General features: G+C 42.1%; 34 protein-coding genes and 1 pseudogene. 6 read left to right on the top strand and 29 right to left on the bottom strand.

Annotated elements, in window-relative coordinates:
• Positions 1-12: 12 nt before the first annotated feature.
• From AC1M9E_RS01870 to AC1M9E_RS01735, 28 genes and pseudogenes are all read right to left on the bottom strand, one after another.
• Positions 13-1020 carry a DNA-directed RNA polymerase subunit alpha gene (locus tag AC1M9E_RS01870; protein ID WP_035265161.1) on the bottom strand — a complete coding sequence of 336 codons (1008 nt, stop codon included), beginning with the start codon at positions 1018-1020 and terminating at the stop codon, positions 13-15.
• Between the two features lie 17 nt (positions 1021-1037).
• A complete protein-coding gene (gene rpsD / locus AC1M9E_RS01865) occupies positions 1038-1664 on the bottom strand; it encodes a 30S ribosomal protein S4 (RefSeq protein ID WP_035265160.1) in 627 nt (208 codons plus the stop codon).
• A 12-nt stretch (positions 1665-1676) separates the two neighbouring features.
• Positions 1677-2063: a 30S ribosomal protein S11 gene (gene rpsK, locus AC1M9E_RS01860; protein ID WP_001040166.1), complete on the bottom strand. Its 387-nt coding sequence runs from the start codon at positions 2061-2063 to the stop codon at positions 1677-1679.
• 19 nt (positions 2064-2082) lie between these two features.
• Positions 2083-2439, bottom strand: a complete 357-nt coding sequence (rpsM, locus tag AC1M9E_RS01855) for a 30S ribosomal protein S13 (RefSeq protein WP_035265156.1) — start codon at positions 2437-2439, stop codon at positions 2083-2085.
• Between the two features lie 106 nt (positions 2440-2545).
• Entirely contained in the window at positions 2546-2662 is a 117-nt protein-coding gene (rpmJ, locus tag AC1M9E_RS01850; protein ID WP_000867907.1) for a 50S ribosomal protein L36, read from the bottom strand.
• A gap of 20 nt (positions 2663-2682) precedes the next feature.
• Positions 2683-4002, bottom strand: a complete 1320-nt coding sequence (secY, locus tag AC1M9E_RS01845; RefSeq protein WP_171076742.1) for a preprotein translocase subunit SecY — start codon at positions 4000-4002, stop codon at positions 2683-2685.
• A gap of 45 nt (positions 4003-4047) precedes the next feature.
• Entirely contained in the window at positions 4048-4488 is a 441-nt protein-coding gene (rplO, locus tag AC1M9E_RS01840; RefSeq protein WP_179999269.1) for a 50S ribosomal protein L15, read from the bottom strand.
• Positions 4489-4491: 3 nt separating this feature from the next.
• Positions 4492-4668 carry a 50S ribosomal protein L30 gene (rpmD, locus tag AC1M9E_RS01835; protein ID WP_004786899.1) on the bottom strand — a complete coding sequence of 59 codons (177 nt, stop codon included), beginning with the start codon at positions 4666-4668 and terminating at the stop codon, positions 4492-4494.
• A 6-nt stretch (positions 4669-4674) separates the two neighbouring features.
• Positions 4675-5172, bottom strand: a complete 498-nt coding sequence (rpsE, locus tag AC1M9E_RS01830) for a 30S ribosomal protein S5 (RefSeq protein ID WP_035265141.1) — start codon at positions 5170-5172, stop codon at positions 4675-4677.
• A gap of 2 nt (positions 5173-5174) precedes the next feature.
• Complete coding sequence (rplR, locus tag AC1M9E_RS01825; protein WP_035265138.1) at positions 5175-5525, bottom strand: 50S ribosomal protein L18; 351 nt, start codon at positions 5523-5525, stop codon at positions 5175-5177.
• Between the two features lie 14 nt (positions 5526-5539).
• Positions 5540-6073, bottom strand: a complete 534-nt coding sequence (rplF, locus tag AC1M9E_RS01820) for a 50S ribosomal protein L6 (protein WP_035265135.1) — start codon at positions 6071-6073, stop codon at positions 5540-5542.
• A gap of 13 nt (positions 6074-6086) precedes the next feature.
• Positions 6087-6482, bottom strand: coding sequence for a 30S ribosomal protein S8 (rpsH, locus tag AC1M9E_RS01815; RefSeq protein ID WP_035265132.1), 396 nt, complete (start codon positions 6480-6482; stop codon positions 6087-6089).
• Positions 6483-6494: 12 nt separating this feature from the next.
• Complete coding sequence (gene rpsN, locus AC1M9E_RS01810) at positions 6495-6800, bottom strand: 30S ribosomal protein S14 (RefSeq protein WP_067731180.1); 306 nt, start codon at positions 6798-6800, stop codon at positions 6495-6497.
• 9 nt (positions 6801-6809) lie between these two features.
• Entirely contained in the window at positions 6810-7346 is a 537-nt protein-coding gene (rplE, locus tag AC1M9E_RS01805; RefSeq protein ID WP_004809796.1) for a 50S ribosomal protein L5, read from the bottom strand.
• Between the two features lie 16 nt (positions 7347-7362).
• Entirely contained in the window at positions 7363-7680 is a 318-nt protein-coding gene (rplX, locus tag AC1M9E_RS01800; protein WP_035265122.1) for a 50S ribosomal protein L24, read from the bottom strand.
• 11 nt (positions 7681-7691) lie between these two features.
• Positions 7692-8060: a 50S ribosomal protein L14 gene (rplN, locus tag AC1M9E_RS01795; RefSeq protein WP_035265119.1), complete on the bottom strand. Its 369-nt coding sequence runs from the start codon at positions 8058-8060 to the stop codon at positions 7692-7694.
• A 91-nt stretch (positions 8061-8151) separates the two neighbouring features.
• Positions 8152-8409, bottom strand: a complete 258-nt coding sequence (gene rpsQ / locus AC1M9E_RS01790; protein ID WP_004691314.1) for a 30S ribosomal protein S17 — start codon at positions 8407-8409, stop codon at positions 8152-8154.
• On the bottom strand, positions 8406-8603 hold the full coding sequence (gene rpmC / locus AC1M9E_RS01785; protein ID WP_035265113.1) for a 50S ribosomal protein L29: 198 nt from the start codon (positions 8601-8603) through the stop codon (positions 8406-8408). The genes rpsQ and rpmC overlap by 4 nt, the downstream gene beginning before the upstream one ends.
• Positions 8603-9016: a 50S ribosomal protein L16 gene (rplP, locus tag AC1M9E_RS01780; RefSeq protein WP_035265110.1), complete on the bottom strand. Its 414-nt coding sequence runs from the start codon at positions 9014-9016 to the stop codon at positions 8603-8605. The genes rpmC and rplP overlap by 1 nt, the downstream gene beginning before the upstream one ends.
• A pseudogene (gene rpsC / locus AC1M9E_RS01775) lies at positions 8956-9772 on the bottom strand (30S ribosomal protein S3). The gene rplP and the pseudogene rpsC overlap by 61 nt, the downstream one beginning before the upstream one ends.
• Before the next feature lies 1 nt (position 9773).
• The gene (rplV, locus tag AC1M9E_RS01770; RefSeq protein WP_035265103.1) at positions 9774-10103 is read right to left on the bottom strand and encodes a 50S ribosomal protein L22; all 330 of its coding nucleotides are present in this window, start codon (positions 10101-10103) and stop codon (positions 9774-9776) included.
• Between the two features lie 11 nt (positions 10104-10114).
• Entirely contained in the window at positions 10115-10390 is a 276-nt protein-coding gene (gene rpsS / locus AC1M9E_RS01765; RefSeq protein WP_004281508.1) for a 30S ribosomal protein S19, read from the bottom strand.
• Positions 10391-10409: 19 nt separating this feature from the next.
• Positions 10410-11234: a 50S ribosomal protein L2 gene (gene rplB, locus AC1M9E_RS01760; RefSeq protein ID WP_035265099.1), complete on the bottom strand. Its 825-nt coding sequence runs from the start codon at positions 11232-11234 to the stop codon at positions 10410-10412.
• An 11-nt stretch (positions 11235-11245) separates the two neighbouring features.
• Positions 11246-11566: a 50S ribosomal protein L23 gene (rplW, locus tag AC1M9E_RS01755; protein WP_035265097.1), complete on the bottom strand. Its 321-nt coding sequence runs from the start codon at positions 11564-11566 to the stop codon at positions 11246-11248.
• Positions 11563-12165, bottom strand: coding sequence for a 50S ribosomal protein L4 (gene rplD, locus AC1M9E_RS01750; RefSeq protein WP_035265093.1), 603 nt, complete (start codon positions 12163-12165; stop codon positions 11563-11565). The genes rplW and rplD overlap by 4 nt, the downstream gene beginning before the upstream one ends.
• Positions 12166-12176: 11 nt before the next feature.
• Positions 12177-12815, bottom strand: a complete 639-nt coding sequence (rplC, locus tag AC1M9E_RS01745; protein ID WP_035265091.1) for a 50S ribosomal protein L3 — start codon at positions 12813-12815, stop codon at positions 12177-12179.
• Between the two features lie 59 nt (positions 12816-12874).
• On the bottom strand, positions 12875-13186 hold the full coding sequence (rpsJ, locus tag AC1M9E_RS01740; protein ID WP_004725677.1) for a 30S ribosomal protein S10: 312 nt from the start codon (positions 13184-13186) through the stop codon (positions 12875-12877).
• Between the two features lie 235 nt (positions 13187-13421).
• On the bottom strand, positions 13422-14180 hold the full coding sequence (locus AC1M9E_RS01735) for a type 1 glutamine amidotransferase (protein ID WP_481597845.1): 759 nt from the start codon (positions 14178-14180) through the stop codon (positions 13422-13424).
• A gap of 152 nt (positions 14181-14332) precedes the next feature.
• Between AC1M9E_RS01735 and AC1M9E_RS01730 the strand changes: the two genes are divergently transcribed.
• From AC1M9E_RS01730 to AC1M9E_RS01705, 6 genes are all read left to right on the top strand, one after another.
• Positions 14333-15535: a PLP-dependent transferase gene (locus AC1M9E_RS01730; protein ID WP_481608159.1), complete on the top strand. Its 1203-nt coding sequence runs from the start codon at positions 14333-14335 to the stop codon at positions 15533-15535.
• A 12-nt stretch (positions 15536-15547) separates the two neighbouring features.
• Complete coding sequence (locus AC1M9E_RS01725) at positions 15548-17131, top strand: helicase HerA-like domain-containing protein (RefSeq protein WP_481608158.1); 1584 nt, start codon at positions 15548-15550, stop codon at positions 17129-17131.
• A 149-nt stretch (positions 17132-17280) separates the two neighbouring features.
• Positions 17281-18042: a globin domain-containing protein gene (locus AC1M9E_RS01720; RefSeq protein ID WP_481608157.1), complete on the top strand. Its 762-nt coding sequence runs from the start codon at positions 17281-17283 to the stop codon at positions 18040-18042.
• A 106-nt stretch (positions 18043-18148) separates the two neighbouring features.
• Positions 18149-18595: an RrF2 family transcriptional regulator gene (locus AC1M9E_RS01715; protein WP_481608156.1), complete on the top strand. Its 447-nt coding sequence runs from the start codon at positions 18149-18151 to the stop codon at positions 18593-18595.
• 86 nt (positions 18596-18681) lie between these two features.
• On the top strand, positions 18682-19536 hold the full coding sequence (yihA, locus tag AC1M9E_RS01710) for a ribosome biogenesis GTP-binding protein YihA/YsxC (protein WP_481592043.1): 855 nt from the start codon (positions 18682-18684) through the stop codon (positions 19534-19536).
• 133 nt (positions 19537-19669) lie between these two features.
• Positions 19670-20614, top strand: a complete 945-nt coding sequence (locus AC1M9E_RS01705) for a metal-dependent hydrolase (RefSeq protein ID WP_481592044.1) — start codon at positions 19670-19672, stop codon at positions 20612-20614.
• Positions 20615-20670: 56 nt separating this feature from the next.
• On the opposite strand, the gene AC1M9E_RS01700 is transcribed toward AC1M9E_RS01705, so the two are convergent.
• Positions 20671-21924, bottom strand: a complete 1254-nt coding sequence (locus AC1M9E_RS01700) for a dicarboxylate/amino acid:cation symporter (protein ID WP_481608155.1) — start codon at positions 21922-21924, stop codon at positions 20671-20673.
• Between the last annotated feature and the right edge of the window lie 26 nt (positions 21925-21950).

Below are 21950 nucleotides of genomic sequence, written 5' to 3'. Positions count from 1 at the left end.
AGTCCTACTTAATTAACGACTACGATAGGCAAAACGATCGTCCATACGTAAACTAGCTGGTGGCCAGTTTTCTAAACGCATGCCGAGTTGTAAGCCTTTTGAAGCCAGAACATCTTTGATCTCAGTCAACGATTTTTTACCTAAGTTAGGAGTTTTTAACAACTCAACCTCAGTACGTTGAACAAGATCACCAATGTAGTAAATATTTTCTGCTTTCAAACAGTTAGCAGAACGAACAGTAAGCTCTAGATCATCTACTGGACGAAGCAAGATTGGGTCAACTTCTTCACGAGGTTCTTGAGCAACTGGAGCTTGATCTTTCTGAAGATCAACAAAGATTGCAATTTGTTGTTGCAAGATTGTTGCCGCTTTACGGATCGCTTCTTCAGGATCAACAGTCCCGTTTGTTTCAAGATCAATGACCAACTTGTCAAGGTCTGTACGTTGTTCTACACGAGCATTTTCAACTGTGTAAGAAACACGTTTAATCGGGCTATAAGACGCATCTAATTGTAAACGTCCCACTGGGCGAGTTTCACCTTCTGGGAAGCGAGAATCAGAAGTCTCATAACCACGACCTTGAACAACTTTCAAGCGCATTTTCAATGAGCCTGAAGCACTTAACGTGCCGATCAAATGTTCAGGGTTAACCACTTCAACATTGTGAGGTAAACGAAGATCAGCGGCAGTTACATCGCCAGGACCTTGTTTCTCTAATGTCAAATATGCTTCATTTTGATCGAACAGCTTAATAGACAATCCTTTAAGGTTCAGCAAGAGCTCGACGATGTCCTGCTGCAAGCCTTCTAAAGTACTGTACTCGTGCTCGACGCCTTCAATCTCAACTTCAACCACAGCAGCGCCAGGTAAAGATGATAAAAGAATGCGACGTAAAGCATTACCTAGAGTATGACCAAAGCCACGCTCTAAAGGTTCTAGAATCACTTTTGCCGAGGTCCCGCTTGCCGCTTCGACCTTGATCGCTTGCGGAGTTAGAAACTCGTTTGCAGTACGCGTCATTATTGCTACCTCAAGGATTATTTAGAATACAATTCAACAATCAAGCTTTCGTTGATTTCAGCAGGTAAATCAGAACGATCAGGTGCAGATTTGAATGTACCTTCTAATTTAGAATGGTCAACTTCCATCCAAGAAGGAGTTCCACGTTGAGCAGCCAATTCAATTGCGTTTTTAATACGTAATTGTTGTTTAGCGCCTTCGTGTACTGCAATCACGTCACCAGCTTTAACTTGGATTGACGCGATGTTAACACGACGACCATTTAAAGTGATTGAACGGTGAGATACAAGCTGACGAGCTTCTGCACGTGTAGAACCAAAGCCCATACGATAAACAACGTTATCTAAACGGCTTTCAAGCAATTTCAACAAGTTTTCACCTGTTGCGCCTTTAACACGAGCAGCTTCTTTATAGTAGTTACTAAATTGACGTTCTAAAACACCGTACATACGACGTACTTTTTGTTTTTCACGTAATTGTAGTGAGTACTCTGATTGTTTACCACCACGAGCTCCACCATGTTGGCCAGGAGCTTTAGCATGTTTTTTTGTCTTAACATCAAACGGTTTAACGCCTGATTTAAGTTGCAGGTCTGTCCCTTCGCGGCGAGAGAGTTTGCATTTTGGACCAATATAACGAGCCATGAATGTTTCTCCTTACACGCGACGTTTTTTAGGTGGACGGCAACCGTTGTGAGGAATTGGAGTCACATCGGTAATGCTATTAATTTTATAACCCACTGCACCTAAAGCACGAACCGCAGATTCACGACCTGGACCAGGACCTTTAACAAGGACGTCCAAGTTTTTCAAACCGTAATCTAAAGCAGCTTTACCAGCAACTTCAGCAGCTACCTGAGCAGCAAACGGAGTTGATTTACGTGATCCACGGAAGCCTTGTCCACCTGAAGTGGCCCAAGCCAGTGCATTACCTTGACGATCGGTAATAGTCACAATGGTGTTATTAAAAGAAGCGTGAATGTGTGCAACACCTTCAGAGACGGTACGAGTGACCTTCTTGCGTGTGCGAGTATCTTTAGCCATCTTTTAGCTTCCAGAAATCTTATTTCTTAATAGGTTTGCGCGGACCTTTACGGGTACGTGCGTTAGTTTTGGTGCGTTGTCCGCGGACAGGCAAGCTGCGACGATGACGAAGACCGCGGTAGCAGCCTAAATCCATTAAACGTTTAATGTTCATGGAAATTTCGCGACGTAAGTCACCTTCGGTCGGAACCTTAGCAACTTCTGCACGAATCGCATCAAGCTGAGCGTCATCTAATTCACGGATCTTAGTAGTTGGTGCAATACCAGTTGCAGCTAAGATTTGCTTAGCAGTATGGCGACCAATACCAAAGATATACGTAAGAGAGATAACAGCATGCTTGTTATCCGGAATGTTTACACCGGCAATACGAGCCATTCACTTTCTCCAAAAAGGCAGTAGAGATAATCAACCGCCCCACAAAATCTTTGAGGGGCGGATAATAACCTAATTAGCCTACTGAAATCAACAGGTCTTGATCAGATTAACCTTGACGCTGCTTATGACGAGGTTCAGCGCTACAAATCACGCGGATTACCCCATTACGACGGATAACTTTACAGCTACCACAAATTTTCTTTACAGAAGCTTGAACTTTCATGATGAAACCTCTAAGTGCGCTTATCCCTTAGGATGAGCAGTCGTTTTACTCATTAGTGTTTGATTATCATATTGGCGCGATGTGAGGTGTGCCTGTAGCTGAGCCATAAAGTCCATAACTACAACAACCACGATCAACAGCGATGTACCACCCAAATGGAATGGAATACCGAAAGAACTTTGAAGCACCATCGGCATTAAACATACAACAGTGATATAAATCGAACCGATAAATGTTAAACGACTAAGAATATGATCTAAATAACGAGCAGTTTGCTCACCTGGGCGGATACCAGGTACATAAGCTCCACTACGCTTTAAGTTTTCTGATACTTCTTTAGGACTGAAAACTAGTGCCGTATAAAAATAACAGAAGAAAATAATAAGCGCACCGAATAGCACCAAATATAATGGTTGTCCAGGCGATAAAACTAATGCCAAATCTTGTAGTGTACGCTTAACGATCCCTGCATTAGGATCAGAACTACCTAACCATTGACCTAAACTTGCAGGAAACAGCAATAACGAACTTGCGAAAATTGCTGGAATTACACCCGCCATATTTATTTTTAATGGTAAGTGAGTCTGCTGTGCAGTAAATACTCGGCGACCTTGCTGCTTTTGAGCATAGTTAACAGGTATACGACGTTGTGCTTTTTCAATAAACACAATCGCAGCTAAAACAGCTAAAGACAATAAGCCAAATATAGCAATACCAATTAAACTTGATTGACCATTTTCCACAAGGGTAAATGATTGCACAACCATACTTGGTAAACCAGCAACAATACCTGCAAAGATGATCATAGAGATCCCATTACCAACACCACGTTCGGTAATTTGCTCTCCCAACCACATTAAGAACATGGTACCTGCAACTAAAGACGTTAATGCAGGAATATAGAATGCTAAACCTGAAGTAAAGGTAATCCCTTGACTGATCAGACCCGCACACATACCAATACCTTGTACAATTGCAAGGAATAATGTGCCGTAACGCGTATATTGGTTAATCTTACGCTTGCCCTGCTCGCCTTCTTTTTTCAATGCTTCCAGCGAAGGAACAACCGTTGACATTAACTGCACGATAATCGATGCAGAAATATACGGCATGATCCCCAACGCAAGAATGGACATTCGTTCCAATGCCCCGCCTGAGAACATATTAAACAAACCAAGGAAAGTACCCTGGTTTGCATTAAAGAAACGTTCTAAAGCGACATTATCAATACCTGGCAGCGGAATATGCGCTCCTAGTCGAAAGACCACCAAAGCACCAATTAAAAACATTAATCGGCGTATAATTTCACGATATTTAACGTGAAATGGTTGACCTTTCATCATGTGAACATGACCTGTAGAACTAGGAGACATAGACACTCGCGATTACTCCTCGACTTTACCGCCAGCAGCTTCAACAGCAGCTTTAGCGCCTTTAGTCAATGCAACACCTTGAACAGTGAATGCACGAGTGATTTCACCAGAAAGAACGATACGAGCACGAATCATATCTTTACGTACAACGTTCGCTGCTTTTAAAGTTTCAAGAGACACGATATCGCCTTCAACTTTGTTAAGTTCAGACAAACGTACTTCAGCAGTTTTCAAAGCCAATTGACTAGTGAAACCGAACTTAGGTAGACGACGATATAATGCAGTTTGACCACCCTCAAAACCTGGACGAGTACCACCGCTCTTACGTGAGTTTTGACCTTTGACACCACGGCCACCAGTCTTACCAACGCCAGAACCAATACCACGGCCTAAACGAAGGTTATCACGTTTAGCACCTTCTGCAGGTGCAATTGTATTTAAACGCAGAGTCATGGCTTATTCCTCTACACTAACCATATAGTAAACTTGATTGATCATACCACGGTTAGAAGGAGTATCTTGAACTTCTACAGTGTGACCAATACGACGCAGACCTAAACCTTTAAGGCTAAGCTTGTGATTTTTCAAGCGATGCGATGCAGATTTAGTCTGGGTAACTTTAATCGTTTTCATGATTGATTACCCTTGAATTTGTGCTACTGAAAGACCACGTTTCGCAGCAACTTTCTCAGGAGAAGTCATATCACGCAGACCATTAAAAGTCGCGTTTACTACGTTCGCAGCGTTAGTAGAACCATAACATTTAGTTAATACGTTACGTACACCAACAGCTTCTAAAACAGCACGCATAGCGCCACCAGCAATTACACCAGTACCTTCAGAAGCAGGTTGCATGTAAACACGGCTAGCACCGTGACGAGCGTTGATAGGGTGCTGAACAGTACCATCAACAAGTTCAACAGTAATCATGTTGCGACGAGCAGCTTCAAGTGCTTTAGAAATAGCAGCTGGAACTTCACGAGCTTTACCACGACCAAAACCTACGCGACCATTACCATCACCCACAACAGTTAATGCTGTGAAAGAGAAGATACGACCACCCTTAACAACTTTGGCTACACGATCAACGGCAACCAGCTTTTCAACAAGACCTTCGTTTTGTTCAACTTTAGCCATGATTAGAACTCCAAGCCGTTTTCACGAGCAGCATCAGCCAAGGCTTTGATACGACCATGATATTTGAAACCAGAACGGTCAAATGCAACTTTAGTTACGCCAGCTGCTTTAGCACGTTCAGCGATTAAAGCACCAACTTTAGTAGCTGCTTCAACGTTACCTGTAGTACCACTACGTAACGTAGCATCTAAAGTAGAAGCTTGCGCTAATACTTTGCCACCATCTGCTGAGATTACTTGAGCATAGATGTGACGCGGAGTGCGGTTTACACACAAACGAGTCGCACCCAATGCACGGATGTGCAAGCGTGTGCTTTTCGCACGACGCAAACGGGTTTGTTTCTTTTCGTTCATAAGAACCTCGCGCCTTATTTCTTCTTAGCTTCTTTACGAAGTACAACTTCATCAGAATAACGAACACCTTTACCTTTATATGGCTCTGGTGGACGGTAACCACGGATATCTGCAGCAACTTGACCTAAAGCTGCTTTATCAGCAGATTTAAGCACGATTTCAGTAGCTGTAGGAGTTTCAGCAGTTACACCTTCAGGAAGGTTGTAATCGATCGGGTGAGAGAAACCTAGGTTAAGGTGAACTGTGTTCCCTTTAACCGCAGCTTTATAACCAACACCGATAAGTTGTAACTTACGTTCGAAACCTTCGCTAACACCTTTAACAAGGTTGTTAAGCACAGCGCGAGCAGTACCAGCTTGCATCCAAGCATCTTTAGATTCAGCTTTAGGAGCAACAGCTAGAATACCGTCTTCCTGTTTTAGCTCGACCAGCGCATGCAGGTTGAAAGACAAAGTACCTTTGCTGCCTTTCACTTCGACCTGCCGGCCGTTCTGAGTAACTGTTACACCGTTAGGTACAGTTACTGGGGCTTTAGCCACACGAGACATGAGGAATCACCTATTAAGAAACAAAAGCAATAACTTCACCACCGATACCTGCAGCACGTGCAGCGCGATCAGTCATGATGCCTTTGCTTGTAGAAACAATTGCAATACCTAAACCCTGCTTAACGCTTGGAAGGTTATCTTTACCGCGATATTGACGTAAACCTGGACGGCTAACGCGCTTCACAGTTTCAATAACTGGTTTGCCTTCGAAATATTTTAAAGTCAAAGTAAGTGTTGGTTTGCCTTCAGCATCTGCAACAGCTACATCAGCGATATAACCTTCTTGTTGAAGAACGTTAGCAATCGCAACTTTTAACTTTGAGTTTGGCATAGAAACAGTTTGTTTCTTCGCCATTTGTGCGTTACGAACACGTGTTAACATGTCGGCAACGGTATCTTGCATACTCATTTATAGTGCTCCTTACCAGCTTGCCTTAACAACGCCCGGTACATCACCTTGCATTACTGTGTCACGTAATTTGTTACGGCTTAAACCGAACTTACGGAAGTAACCATGAGGACGACCAGTTAAACCACAACGGTTACGAAGACGTACTGGAGATGCATTACGTGGTAATGCTTGTAACTTCATCATCGCTTCGAAACGCTCTTCGTCGCTTGCATTTACGTTTGCAATAACAGCTTTTAATTCAGCACGTTTTGCAGCGTATTTAGCAACAGTAGCTTCGCGTTTCAATTCGCGATTAATCATACCTTTCTTAGCCATATCGACCTCTTATTTGAACGGGAAGCCGAATGCACGCATAAGCGCACGGCCTTCGTCATCGGTGCGAGCAGTCGTAGTGATGGTAATATCCATACCACGAATACGGTCAATCTTATCAAAATCGATCTCAGGGAACATGATCTGTTCTTTAAGACCCATAGAGTAGTTACCACGACCGTCAAATGATTTCGCAGAGAAACCACGGAAGTCACGGATACGAGGGATCGCGATAGAGATCAAACGGTCTAAGAATTCGTACATGCGTTCGCCGCGTAAAGTAACTTTACAACCAATCGGCCAACCATCACGGATTTTGAAACCAGCGATAGATTTACGAGCTAACGTAAGAACTGGTTTTTGACCAGCGATAGCTTGCATATCAGAAAGAGCACCATCAAGGAGTTTTTTGTCAGCAGCTGCTGCACCAACACCCATATTGATCGTGATTTTAGTGATGCGAGGGATCTCCATCACATTCTTAACGCCCAATTGTTCTTGTAATTGAGCTTTAAGTTCGTCGTTGTAACGCGCTTTAAGTCTGGCCATTGCCTATTTCAACCTATTACTTCGCTACCGCCACTGATTCACCATTTGATTTGTAAACGCGAGTTTTCACGCCATCAATCACTTGGTAACCAACACGGTCAGCCTTTTGGGTTGTAGCATTAAAAATTGCCACGTTAGAGATATGAAGCAAAGCTTCTTGTGTAACGATAGCGCCTTCAGCACCTGTTGCACGGTTAGGCTTTTGATGCTTCTTAACTAAGTTAAGACCTTCAACCTTAACTCGGTCATTAGAAACAGACAAAACAGTACCTTGTTTGCCTTTTTCTTTACCTGCGATCACGATTACTTGATCGCCTTTTTTAATCTTAGCCATGATTGCCTCTATTATAGAACTTCAGGAGCCAATGAAATGATTTTCATGAACTGTTCAGTACGAAGTTCACGAGTCACTGGTCCGAAAATACGAGTAGCAATCGGAGCTTTGTTGTTGTTCAAAATAACAGCAGCGTTATCATCGAAACGAATAACAGAACCATCTGGACGACGGATACCGAATTTTGTACGTACAACTACTGCATTCATTACGTCGCCTTTTTTAACACGGCCACGTGGAATTGCTTCTTTTACAGTAACTTTAATAATGTCGCCAACTGAAGCATAACGACGATGTGAACCACCAAGTACTTTAATACATTGTACGCGGCGAGCACCACTGTTGTCTGCTACGTCGAGCATAGTTTCGGTCTGAATCATTGCCCTACTCCAAAACCGAGCATCACCGGTCACAATTTCGAAAGGCTCAAAGAGTACTCGAAATTGACCGATGATGCAACAAGAACGTTATTTACTCAGCAGCTGCTTCAACAACTTCAACTAAAGTCCAAGACTTAGTTTTAGAAATTGGGCGGCTTTCTTTGATAGTTACAACATCGCCAGTTTTAGCAGTGTTGTTCTCATCATGAGCGTGTAATTTTGTTGAACGGCGGATTGATTTGCCATACAACGGGTGTTGAACGCGGCGTTCGATAAGAACAACGATAGACTTGTCCATCTTGTCGCTTACTACTTTGCCTGTTAACGTGCGAACTGTTTGCTCACTCATTGTGCGTTCCCCTGTTTTTCGGTAAGGAGGGTCTTGATGCGAGCAATAGTTTTACGAGTTAATTGCACTTCGTGCGATTTACCCAATTGACCAGTTGCTTTAGCCATGCGAAGACGGAATTGGTTCAACTGTTGCTCATCAAGCAAAGCTGTCAATTCTTCTACCGACTTTTCACGTAGATCTTTAGTTTTCATTACATTACCGTCCGAGTCACGATAGTGGTTTTAAACGGAAGTTTAGCAGCAGCAAGCGTAAATGCTTCACGCGCTAATTCTTCGTTCACACCTTCCATTTCGTACAGGATCTTACCTGGTTTGATTTCACAAACCCAATATTCCACAGAACCTTTACCTTTACCCATACGAACTTCTAATGGTTTTTCAGTAATTGGTTTGTCCGGGAATACACGGATAAAGATCTTACCACCACGTTTTACACGACGGCTGATTGTACGACGCGCTGCTTCAATTTGACGCGCAGTCATGCGACCACGTTCAACTGATTTAAGTGCGATAGTACCAAAAGATACTGTGCTACCGCGATGTGCTAGACCAGTGTTACGGCCTTTTTGCACTTTACGGAATTTAGTACGTTTAGGTTGCAACATGGATTATTCTCCTTTTTCAGCAGAACGATCATTGCGACGACCACGACGCTCTTGACCTTCACCACGACCGCGACCACGTTTAGCTGGACGTTCTTCAGCTGGAGCTGGGTTCATGACTTGTTTCATGCCGCCCAAGATCTCACCACGGAAGATCCAAACTTTAACGCCGATCGTACCGTAAGTAGTTTCTGCGCGAACCGCTGAATAGTCGATGTCAGCACGAAGAGTATGTAGAGGTACACGACCCTCACGATACCATTCAGTACGTGCAATCTCTGCACCGCCTAAACGACCAGAAACCTCAACTTTGATACCTTTCGCACCAGCACGCATAGTGTTTTGAACCGCACGCTTCATAGCACGACGGAACATTACACGTTTTTCTAATTGAGAAGCAATTGCTTCACCAACTAGACGAGCGTCTAAATCTGGACGATCAATTTCGTTGATGCTTACTTGCGCTGGAACACCCATAATATTGGTAAGTTCGCGCTGTAATTTTTCAATGTCTTCGCCTTTTTTACCGATCACGATACCAGGACGAGCAGTGCTAATTGTTACTTTAGCAGCGCCTGTTGGACGTTCGATAAGAATATTGCTCACCATCGCATTCTTAAGTTTTTTGTTTAAAAACTCACGAACTTGAAGATCTTTAAGCAAGTATTCAGCGTATTGTTTCGGATTCGCATACCAGTTAGCGTTATGACGTTTCACAACACCTAGGCGGATACCGATTGGATGAACCTTCTGACCCATATCAAACCCCTACCTTAACGGTGATGTGACAAGTACGCTTAGTAATACGATCTGCACGGCCTTTAGCACGTGGCAAAATACGTTTAAGGCTCATGCCTTCATCAACGTAGATCGTAGAAACTTTAAGATCGTCTACATCTAAACTGTTATTATGTTCAGCATTTGCAATCGCAGATTCCAACGCTTTCTTAACTAAAACTGCAGCTTTTTTGTTGCTGAAGTTTAGGATGTTAAGAGCGTGCGCAACAGATTTGCCGCGAATCAAGTCTGCAACCAAACGAGCTTTTTGTGCCGAGATAGCGGCACCGCGTAATTTAGCAGTTACTTCCATCATAGCACCTATTAACGTTTAGATTTCTTGTCAACACCGTGACCACGGTAAGTACGAGTCGGTGCAAATTCACCAAGCTTGTGACCAACCATATGCTCAGATACGATTACCGGAACATGGTTACGACCATTGTGTACAGAAATTGTTAAACCAACAAAATCCGGGAGGATCATCGAACGACGCGACCAAGTTTTGATCGGCTTACGGTTATTAGCCGCGATAGCCGCTTCAACCTTAGCGAACAAGTGCGCATCGACGAATGGGCCTTTTTTCAGAGAACGAGGCATTGTCAGATTCCTTTACTTGTTACTTAACGCGACGGTCGCGAATGATCATCTTAGTCGTACGCTTATTGGTACGTGTCTTGTACCCTTTAGCTTTTTGACCCCATGGGCTTACAGGTTGAATACCTTTGTTACGCCCTTCACCACCACCATGCGGGTGATCTACCGGGTTCATCGCCATACCACGAACGGTAGGACGAACACCACGCCAGCGTGAAGCACCAGCTTTACCTAGTGAACGTAAGTTGCTTTCTTGGTTAGAAACTTCACCAAGAACTGCGCGACATTCAACGTGTACTTTACGCATTTCGCCAGAACGTAGACGAATAATTGCGTAAGAACCGTCACGACCCAATAACTGAGCAGAAGCACCAGCAGAACGCACTAATTGAGCGCCTTTACCGATTTTAAGCTCGATATTGTGAAGAGTAGAACCGATAGGCATGTTACGAAGTGGTAAGCAGTTACCTGGACGAATTGGAGCATCGTTACCAGATTGAACTTTATCACCAGCACGTAGACCTTTAGGCGCAATGATATAACGACGCTCACCGTCAGCATACAAAACTAATGCAATGTGTGCAGTACGGTTAGGATCGTATTCGATACGCTCTACAGTCGCAGGAATGCCATCTTTGTTACGTTTAAAGTCAACAATACGGTAATGTTGCTTGTGACCACCACCAACGTGACGTGTAGTAATGTGACCGTTGTTATTACGACCACCAGTACGTTTTTTAGCTTCTACCAACGGAGCATAAGGCGCACCTTTGTGAAGATGGTCGTGAACGACTTTCTCTACAAAGCGACGTCCTGGAGACGTTGGCTTACATTTTTGAATAGGCATAATTCTCGTCCTTATTCCGCTGTGCTTTCAGCGGTATCGCCCAAGTCAGCCATTTCTACATCTTGGCCAGCTTTCAGGGTGACGTATGCTTTTTTAACATCAGAACGACGTCCGATAGTTTTACCAAAGCGTTTAGTCTTACCTTTAGTGATAGTCGTGTTAACTTTAACAACTTCTACACCAAATAATTGTTCAACTGCTTTTTTGATTTCAAGTTTGTTTGCATCGATAGCAACTTTAAACACTTGAACACCAGCAGTTTCACCTAAAACTTGTGCTTTTTCTGAGAATACAGGTCCTTTTAGGACTTGATAGATACGTTCGTTGTTCATCCGAGTTCTACCTCAATTTTCTTAGCAGCAGCTACAGACATAACAACTTTATCGAACGCGATCAAGCTAACAGGATCGATAGCAGCAGCATCAACCACATCAACGTGTGGAAGGTTACGAGCAGCTAGATACAAGTTCTCATCAACAGCATCAGTAACGATTAATGCACGAGTAGCATTCAAGTCGTTAAGTTTTGCAAGCAATTCTTTAGTTTTTGGAGCAGCTACAGCAAACTCTTCAACTAAAACTAAGCGATCTTGACGAACAAGTTCAGCTAGGATGCATTGCATAGCACCGCGATACATTTTACGGTTTACTTTTTGAGACCAGTCTTGTGGACGAGCAGCAAAAGTTTTACCACCGCCAACCCAGATTGGGCTACGAATAGAACCAGCACGAGCGCGACCAGTACCTTTTTGACGGAATGGTTTTTTACCACCGCCAGAAACGTCTGCACGTGATTTCTGAGCTTTTGAACCTTGACGACCACCAGCTAAATAAGCTGTAACAACTTGGTGTACAAGAGCTTCATTGAATTCACGACCGAACGCAACTTCTGATAATTCAACAGCAGAGCCGGAAACAGTATTTAAATTCACGTTATTTCCCCTCAAGCCTTGATAGTAGGACGAACAGTTACGTCACCACCGGTAGCACCAGGAACCGCGCCTTTAACTACAAGAACTGAACGCTCTGTATCGATAGCAACGATTTCAAGACCCTGTGTAGTTACGCGTTCAGCACCTAAATGGCCAGCCATTTTTTTGCCTTTGAATACGCGACCAGGAGTCTGGTTTTGACCTGTAGAACCTAGAACACGGTGAGAAACAGAGTTACCGTGAGTAGCGTCTTGAGTACGGAAGTTCCAACGCTTAACACCACCTTGGAAACCTTTACCTTTAGACTGACCAGTTACGTCAACGATTTGACCCACTGTGAACAAATCTACACCGATAGTTCCGCCAACTTCACGACCTTCAAGATCAGCTTCTGTAACACGGAACTCTTGAACTAAACGACCAGCAGCAACACCCGCTTTAGCGAAGTGACCTTTCTGAGCATTAGTAACGCGAGATTCGCGACGTTCACCAGTAGTGATTTGAATCGCTTGATAACCATCAGTTTCAAGCGTTTTGATTTGAGTGATGCGGTTAGGATCAACCTCAATCACTGTAACAGGTACAGAAACACCAGCATCTGTAAAGATACGTGTCATACCGCACTTGCGACCGACTAAACCAATAGCCATGTGCATAAACCTCTAAAAAAGCGGCTTAATTAACTTAGAGTGTTAATTAACCGAAAGCCTTAACCCAATGCGATCTGAACGTCTACACCAGCTGCAAGATCTAATTTCATCAATGCATCTACAGTTTTGTCTGTAGGTTGAACGATGTCGATCAAACGCTTGTAAGTGCGGATTTCATACTGATCACGCGCGTCTTTGTTAACGTGCGGTGAAGTTAGAACGTTAAAACGCTCGATGCGAGTTGGCATCGGGATTGGACCACAAACTTGTGCGCCAGTACGTTTTGCTGTTTCTACGATCTCTTGAGAAGATTGATCAATTAAACGGTGATCAAAAGACTTCAAACGGATACGGATTCTCTGGTTAGACATACCAGTAAACTCCAAGCCAAATATATAAAGAATCACCCATGACGCATCTCACCCTGTCCGAAAACAAGGCAAGTGTCAGAGGCAGTGAAAATCACTAAGGTCGTGATCGATGCCACGACTGTAACGATCTAAACAACAATCAACGTTGTTTAGCCCTTAATATCAAAGGGTCGCCCATTATAACGATTGTTTAACTGTTAAGCAAACCTATTTATCATTTTTTCTCAATTTACGGTTAAGCGTTGGCGGCTTTCTTTTGTACACCCTGCCCGAACCCCAATACATAATTAATTGCATCGATCAGCAATTCATTCCCTTTTTGAAACCTCGTTTTTTTTGTTTGTTTTAAGGTATCTAATGATTGTACATAAGTGCCAGAAAATACCTTCTCATGCTCTTCATTCTCAATATACATTTGTAAAACTTTCGGCGTTATTTCTGGATGAAACTGAAAACCCAGCACATTCTTTCCAATTTGGTACATTTGGTTTGCACACACATTATTTTCAGCCAGTCTGACGCCTCCTTTAGGAATCTCAAAAGTTTCACTGTGCCATTGCATTATTTCCAATTCTTTAGGTATTTCAAAGTAATCTGATAAACCATGTTGAGTTCTGAAGACTTTAGTCCAACCTAACTCTTGTTGTTCATTTAAACGTACACTTGCTCCCAAAGCATTGGCTATAAGCTGACCTCCGAGACACAAACCAATTGCTGGCTTGCCTAGTGATAAATATCGACGGATCCATCTTTTTTCTATTTTTAGCCATGGATAATTTGCCTCATCATTTACACTCATTGCTCCACCCATGATGATTAGTAAATCAATATCTTCAATTGCTGGTAACGCCTCGATTTCTAATGCCATCTCAACAGGTAATGCAAAAAACTCGGTAGCACTAATTTGTGCTCCAATTGATTTTAAATACTCATAACAACTTCCGAACCCTTCACCAGCAATATGCTGAAAGTAATGCACTTTTAATGGCTTCATTTTCCAACCCGAACTTTTCTTATATTGCACTAGCAGTTGCAAAAATGAAGCCAACCTATAGGCTGTTAAATAATTTTAAACAAAGCACAGCTATGCAGTTTTTTAGTAGTATGTTTTGTTAGTTATAAAATGACGGTTTATACAGGTAAATTGTGAAAATAAATACGCAAACTCAACTCATACATAGCCCTAGAAAAGCACCTCAACTTTTAAATAGTATTCAACCTCCTATTTATCGTGCATCAACGATCATTTTTGAAAATACCGATGCTCTTTTCAATCGCCATTGGACCAATGCTTATGACTATAGTTACGGAACGCATGGCACCCCCACTACGTTTACGCTAGGCGACAATATTGCACAATTAGAAGGCGGAGAATACTGCCTCCTTGCACCAAGCGGACTCTCTGCAATCAACTTGGTGAATTCTTGTTTTTTAGCACATGGTGATGAAGTTTGGGTCGCTGACAATATTTACGGTCCAAATATGGAGCATTTGCGAAACCTAGAATCACGTTATGGTATTGCCGTTAAGGTCTATAACCCAATTGATGTTGAGAGCTTTAAACCCAGTGATAAAGCTAAGTTAATTTGGTTAGAAGCTGCAGGATCTGTAACACTCGAATTTCCAGATTTAAAGAATCTGGTCAAAAAAGCTCAAACGCATAAGATCCTTACCGCACTTGATAATACTTGGGGAGCAGGTCTGGCTTTTAATGCTTTTGATTTTGGTACAGAACATTTAGCAGTCGATATCACCGTCCATGCACTCACCAAATATCCAAGCGGTGGTGGTGACATTCTCATGGGGAGTGTCGTTACAAAAACCAAGGATTTATACCACAAGCTATTTCGTATGCATGCAATTCAAGGGATTTCAATATCAGGCGATGATACTGCACAGATTCAGCGCAGCCTATCTTCAATGGAACTCCGTTATACGCACCAATCTAAATCAGCGCTAACTTTATTGAGCTGGCTTCAACAGCAAAATGAGTTTGCACAAGTGTTACACCCTGCCAATCCAAAATCTGCAGGTCATACTTTTTGGAAGGAAGTTTGCATATCAGAATTAAGTGCAGGTTTAATCAGTGTAATTTTTGATAAAAAATATAATCTTCAAGATATACGCCATTTTTGTGATGCTCTCCACCTGTTTAAATTAGGTTTTAGCTGGGGTGGCCCAGTGAGTTTAGTAATGCTCTATCAAATTGATCAAATGCGTGAGCTTGCACATCCACATTTACAAGAAGGAATATTGGTTCGTTTTTGTATAGGACTGGAACATCCTCACGATTTGATAGAAGATATTCAACAAGCACTCAAAATAATGCAACAACAAAAGATCGAATAAAAAGGAATAATTATGGGCACACCAATTGTCATCGCAAAAAAAACCTCAGATACATCCCAAGAGATTGTTTTACATTCGCAACTGGCAAACCGACATGGCTTGATTGCCGGCGCAACAGGCACAGGCAAAACAGTCACTTTAAAGGTCTTGGCAGAAAACTTTTCTCGTATTGGTGTGCCGGTATTTTTAGCCGATGCAAAAGGTGATGTCTCTAGCCTTGCCAAAGCAGGTGAAAATAATTCAAAATTTGATGAACGCATCAAGAGCCTCAATATTGAATCAATCCCATTTCGCGCATCACCTGTGGTTTTTTGGGATTTATTTGGCGAACAAGGTCACCCGATTCGGACTACAGTATCAGAAATTGGTCCATTGCTTTTAGCCCGAATGCTGAATTTGAATGACACCCAAGAAGGTGTGCTTTCTGCGATTTTCCGCATCGCGGATGATCAAGGTTTATTACTGATCGACTTTAAAGACCTCAAAGCGATGATCACTTATGTGACTGAGCATGCAGCTGACTTTAAAGCAGAATACGGCAATCTTTCCCCTGCCAGCCTGGGTGCAATCCAACGTAATTTGCTAGCACTGTCCGATCAAGGCGGTGATCAATTTTTTGGTGAGCCTGCATTAGACCTCATGGATTTTATCCAAACCGATGCACAAGGTCACGGCAATATTAATTTGCTCGCTGCCGATAAATTAATGAATACCCCAAAGCTTTATGCGACTTTCTTACTGTGGATGCTTTCCGAACTCTTTGAACAATTACCTGAAGTCGGTGATATGGATAAACCGAAATTGGTATTTTTCTTCGATGAAGCTCATTTACTGTTTGACAATGCCAGCCCTGCTTTGCAAGAAAAGATCGAACAAGTGGTACGCTTAATCCGCTCTAAGGGAGTAGGTATTTATTTTGTCACCCAAAATCCTCTGGATTTACCTGAAAGTGTTTTAGGACAACTGGGCAACCGTGTTCAGCATGCACTTCGTGCCTTCACACCAAAAGATCAAAAAGCAGTAAAAACTGCAGCTGATACTTTTAGAGCAAATCCTGCATTCAATGTACAAGATGCTATTACGGAGCTGGCAGTTGGTGAAGCGCTGATTAGCTGTCTAGATGAGCAAGGTACGCCACAAATGGTTGAACGCGGTTGGGTTATGCCCCCATATTCATCTTTTACACCTATCACGCTTGAAGAGCGTAAGACGCTCATGACAAACAGTGTGATTGCAGGTGTTTATGAGCAAGTACTTGATCGAGAAAGTGCTTTTGAAATGCTGCAAAACAAAGTAGTTCAGCGTCAACAACAATCCGAACAAGAAGCGTTAGCAAAACAACAAGCTAAGGAACAAGAGGCCTACGCGAAGCAAATTGCTAAAGAGCAAGAAGCTTTCGCAAAACAGCAAGCCAAAGAACAAGAACGCCTTGCCCGTGAACAACAAAAAGAAGCAGAACGTGCAGCCAAACAACGCGAAAAACTCACCCAAGATATTGTCGGTACGTTTGCTAAAAGTGCTGCACGAAGCCTCGGCGGAAGCACTGGGCAAAAAATCGTACGCGGTCTACTGGGCTCATTATTTGGAAAAAAATAGCCCTCCCTTTACCCATCATTTCTAACTTCATTATGGGATATTTTAATATCCCATAATTATTTTAAGGTTTTCTATGCAAGTCATATTGCAGCTCGACCCTAAAAGATGTATTTTAAATATATCTTTTAATAAAACTAAAGTTGAAGCTCATGACGCCACAACATATTGAACTTGTAAAAGCGACTGTTCCCGTCCTGCGTGAGAATGGTGTAGCCCTTACAACCTATTTCTATAATCGCATGCTGAACAACAACCCCGAGTTAAAAAATACATTTAACATGGATCACCAAAGTACTGGTCGTCAGCCACGTGCTTTAGCTGCTGCTGTTTTGGCATATGCTGAAAATATTGAAAATCCTACAGTTTTGGCAAAAGCGATTGAGCGAATTACCACTAAACACGTAAGTTTAGACATTCAAGCGGATCAATACTCGATTGTGGGTGAAAACCTTCTGCATTCAATCAGCGAAGTATTAGATGTGCCAATGGACTCTGATCTGATTGCTGCTTGGAAAGCCGCGTATATGCAATTGGCAGACATTTTAATCGGTGTCGAAAAATCAAAATATGAAGCTTTGACTGCACAAGATGGCGGTTGGGCTGGCTGGCGTGAATTTAAAATTACAGCGATTGAAGCTGAAGCTAACACCAAAACCTTAACTTTAGCTGCCAAAGACGGTCACACCATTGCGACGGCTGAAGCAGGTGAATATATTTCGGTGCGAGTCCAAGTACCGGGGCAAGAGATTCGCCAACCACAACAATTTAGCTTTGATGCTGCACAAGCTGACCAGTATCAAATCACAGTAAAAGCGGTAGATGAAGCAACTGAATATTCTGTGGCAAATATCTTATTAAACCACTATCAAGTAGGTGATGTGGTTGAGGTATCTGCACCACTAAAAAATTAATTCATCTAAATCTTTAACCGAAATAAGATTTTAAGAGATCATTGAAAGCTCCGTTCGCGGGGCTTTCAATGTTAAGATAGAAATAAGCTATCTTTGATGATGATCTATGCAACTGAATAAATTTACCGACTATGCGCTGCGTATATTGATGTATGTCGCACACCCTCGCGACTTGCCTTATACCATTGCAGAACTGGCAAACCAATTGCAGGTCTCAGAAAACCACGCCATGAAAATCGTTCACTATATGGCAAAACAAAGTTGGCTAATAACCACTCGAGGCAAAGGTGGCGGTATACGTCTAGCCCCTCAAACTCTGAATATCTCATTAGGGACTTTAGTGAGAACACTTCAAGGCGATCAGCAAATTGTTGAGTGTCATAATCCACCATGCATATTAAGAAGTGACTGTGGATTAAAAGGCATTTTAGATCATGCAGTCCAACAGTTTTATCAGCATTTAGATCAATTTAAACTGAAGGATGTTATAACCACCTCAGGTATAAAATTCAATTCAGATTCACCCATTCCTTTCATTCAAGTTACACCATAGATTGACTCAATTCGATTGAGTATTCGCTTGCATGCGCGACTTCCTTTATAATAGCTGATTGTAAATTGAGTTATTGAAGTTGAGCTATGCATCACAGCAGAGGAAAGTCGAAAAACAGTAAGGCGTCAAATGCCCCAAAGCAAAAGATCAGCTATGAGAAAAAAGCCGATCCAGCGATTACTGAATATTCGGTTCAAGCGCTCAACTGGTTGCGCAAAGCCGAATTCTTAATGAGTGCACCAAAACTGAATTTATGTGTAGAAGACACAGGTTATGAGATTGCTTTTGCAGGTCGCTCGAATGCTGGTAAATCGAGTGCGATTAATGCATTAACCAATCAAAAACAACTTGCACGTGCGTCTAAAAAACCTGGTCGCACACAAATGATTAACTTTTTTAGCATGGGCAATGCCGAACAAAGATTAGTTGACCTTCCTGGATATGGCTATGCTGCTGTACCTGAAAGCATGAAAATCGTTTGGCAAAAAGAGCTTGAAAACTACCTCATTCATCGTGAAAGTTTACAAGGGCTTGTACTGTTAATGGACATACGACACCCTTTACAACATTTCGATGTTATGATGTTAGAATGGGCTTATTCACGTAAATTATTTGTCCATGTTTTATTAACAAAATCAGATAAGTTAAATCGTGGTCCAGCTTCCAAAGCATTGCAAGAAGTCAAAGCTCAATTAAAGAAAATGAAGCTTAACTTCTCTATCCAATTGTTCTCATCCCTCAATAAGCATGGTCTTGAAGAACTCGCAAGCGTTATTGCTGGTCGTTTAAATTTTACGCTTGAGCAGCCTAACGGATTTGATCTAAGTGCAATTCCTGAAGTAAGTGAATCAGACATCGATGAAGATTTTGATCATGTTATTCAAGAAGATGATGAATCACCAAGCGAAACAACCGAACTAAAATCCAACAAAGCCGAATAGTATCTACCCTACCGAATGGTTAAATCATTACATTCACTAATTGATACATCAATGTCCCCAAATGCTAAGGTTATTTGAGGGCATTTTTTTATACTGAAAAATGATAATCACAACAAAAATTCAGGAAAGTGTGATGAAATTATTGTCTCGATTAAGAAATAGTAAGATTGGATCTTCTATTGAGTATCACATCAAACCTCGTAAAGTTAAATTTGAGTGGGCGGATACACCAGTAGATTGGGTTCCAAATCAGCCTTTCGTTAGTTATTTTATCAATGAAATCAATAACATCTTACCAGCAGGCGAATTCTGGTTTTGTCGTCTGTACAACAAAGTTTTGCCCAAAATTACTGATGAAAAACTTGCAGAAGATGTGAAAGCTTTTATTCGCCAAGAAGCGATGCACGCTCAAGCACATAATTCAGCAAATAAAGAATATCTCAGCGCACGTCATATCGATATTCAACGTAACCTCGATATCATGGACTTTCTTTTTGGAAAACTTTTAGCGGATAAACCTTTAGGTCTAAACATCCCAAAAGCCTTAGATCATCAGTGGGATTTATTCAGATTAGGTATTATTGCTACTGTTGAACATATGACTTGTGTCCTCGGCAAATATGCCTTGTACAACAAAAAATGGGGTGAATTGGGCGCTGATGCCAATATGCTCGATCTCGTAAAATGGCATGGTGCTGAGGAAATTGAACACCGTACCGTTGCATTTGACTTATATCGTCATCTCGGCGGTGGTTATATTTCTCGTTATTATCAAAGTGTAGTTGTGATTGCTGCTGTATTAGGTTTATGGGTTGATGGTGCTGCTCATATTATGGGTCAAGACCCTCGCTTTAAATCAATTAAACCAGCTGTTTACAAACCTTGGATTTGGCGTGAATGGGCACGAATTGCCCAAAAAGACAATGGTTTACTCCCACACCCATTCTGGCTTGTTTCTCAACAACTCGGCTATTTAATGCCTTGGTACGACCCTGTTCATGAAGCAAAAACTGAAGATGCGATCAACTATCTAAATCAATCACCAGCAGCGGAACGCGCAGCACTGAAAGTTGCATAATGTATTCAATAAAAATGCAGGGTGATCCCTGCTTTTTTTATATCTGATCTAATCTTTTAAGCTGTATTTTTTGCAATGGGTTCATGATCAGGATTCGTGTAACGATCTACAACAACACTAATCATCATATCCCCTTGCACATTCACCACTGTTCTGACAGTATCTAATAAACGGTCAATCGGCAATAATATCGCGATTGCTTCTGCTGGGAGTCCAACTGATTGTAAAACCATAATCATGGTAACCATACCTGCGCTAGGTATACCTGGTGCCCCTAAAGATGCAATCATTGCTGTCGCACACACAATCAATTGTTGTCCTAACGTTAAGTCAAGCCCCATTAAATTCGCAATAAACAGCGCCGCCGCAGCCTCATACAATGCCGTCCCATCCATATTCAACTGTGTCCCGAGAGGGATCACAAATCCTGCAGTCTGGGGTCTTACTCCTAAATTTTCCTGAGCACACTTCATTGATAGCGGCATGGTTGCGGAACTTGAGCTGGTAGCAAACGCCGTAATCAAGGCTGCTCGTGTTCCCTTAAAAAATGTAATTGGATTCATTCTCCCGAAAATCCAGAGCAACAAAGGCAAAACAACAAGACCATGAAAGATGGTCGTTCCCGTGACTACTGCTGCAAATTCTGCTAATCGACTCAGAACAGATAGGTCCTCCGTCGCGATTAACTTTGCCAGTAACGCAAAAATCCCTATTGGTGCGAGCTTCATCACCCAACCAATCATCAACATCATGATTTCAAAAAATTGCTGACTCAACGCTTTCACTGTTTCAAATTTTTCACCACCTTTAACAAGAGCCACCCCAATTAAAAGTGCAAAAACGACAACGGCTAACACATTACCTTCAGCAAATGCTTTAAACGGGTTTATTAGTGTATTTTGGATAAAGTTGGTAAAAAAACTCGAGGGCGTCAAAGTATCAGGCGTCTGATGCTGATTCATGGTCTCTTGAAAAATAGTGATGTCTACACCCTTCCCGACCTCAAAAAGATGCGCACACGCAAGCCCCAAAATCAGCGCCAACGTTGTGGTTGTGACACAACAAGCGAGGGTAATTTTCCAAGTTCTACCAAGTTGGCCACCAGTCTGTAGATTGGAAACTCCGACAACAATAGAACTAAAAATGAGAGGAATCAGTAATAGTTTCAGTAGGCCGATAAAGATACTACTGGCAATCCCTAAGCCATATAAACTTCCGTTAAAAAATGCTGTATGAGGGAATACATTTAACAAGAAGCCAAAAGCCACACCTAAAATTGCAGCAATTAAAATTTGCGTATTTAGACTCATGTCATGTGCTTTTCATTTTGATTTAT

It is taken from the genome of Acinetobacter sp. 24-47-47 (assembly GCF_057737035.1).
This window is presented reverse-complemented; position numbering and strand designations above follow the sequence as displayed.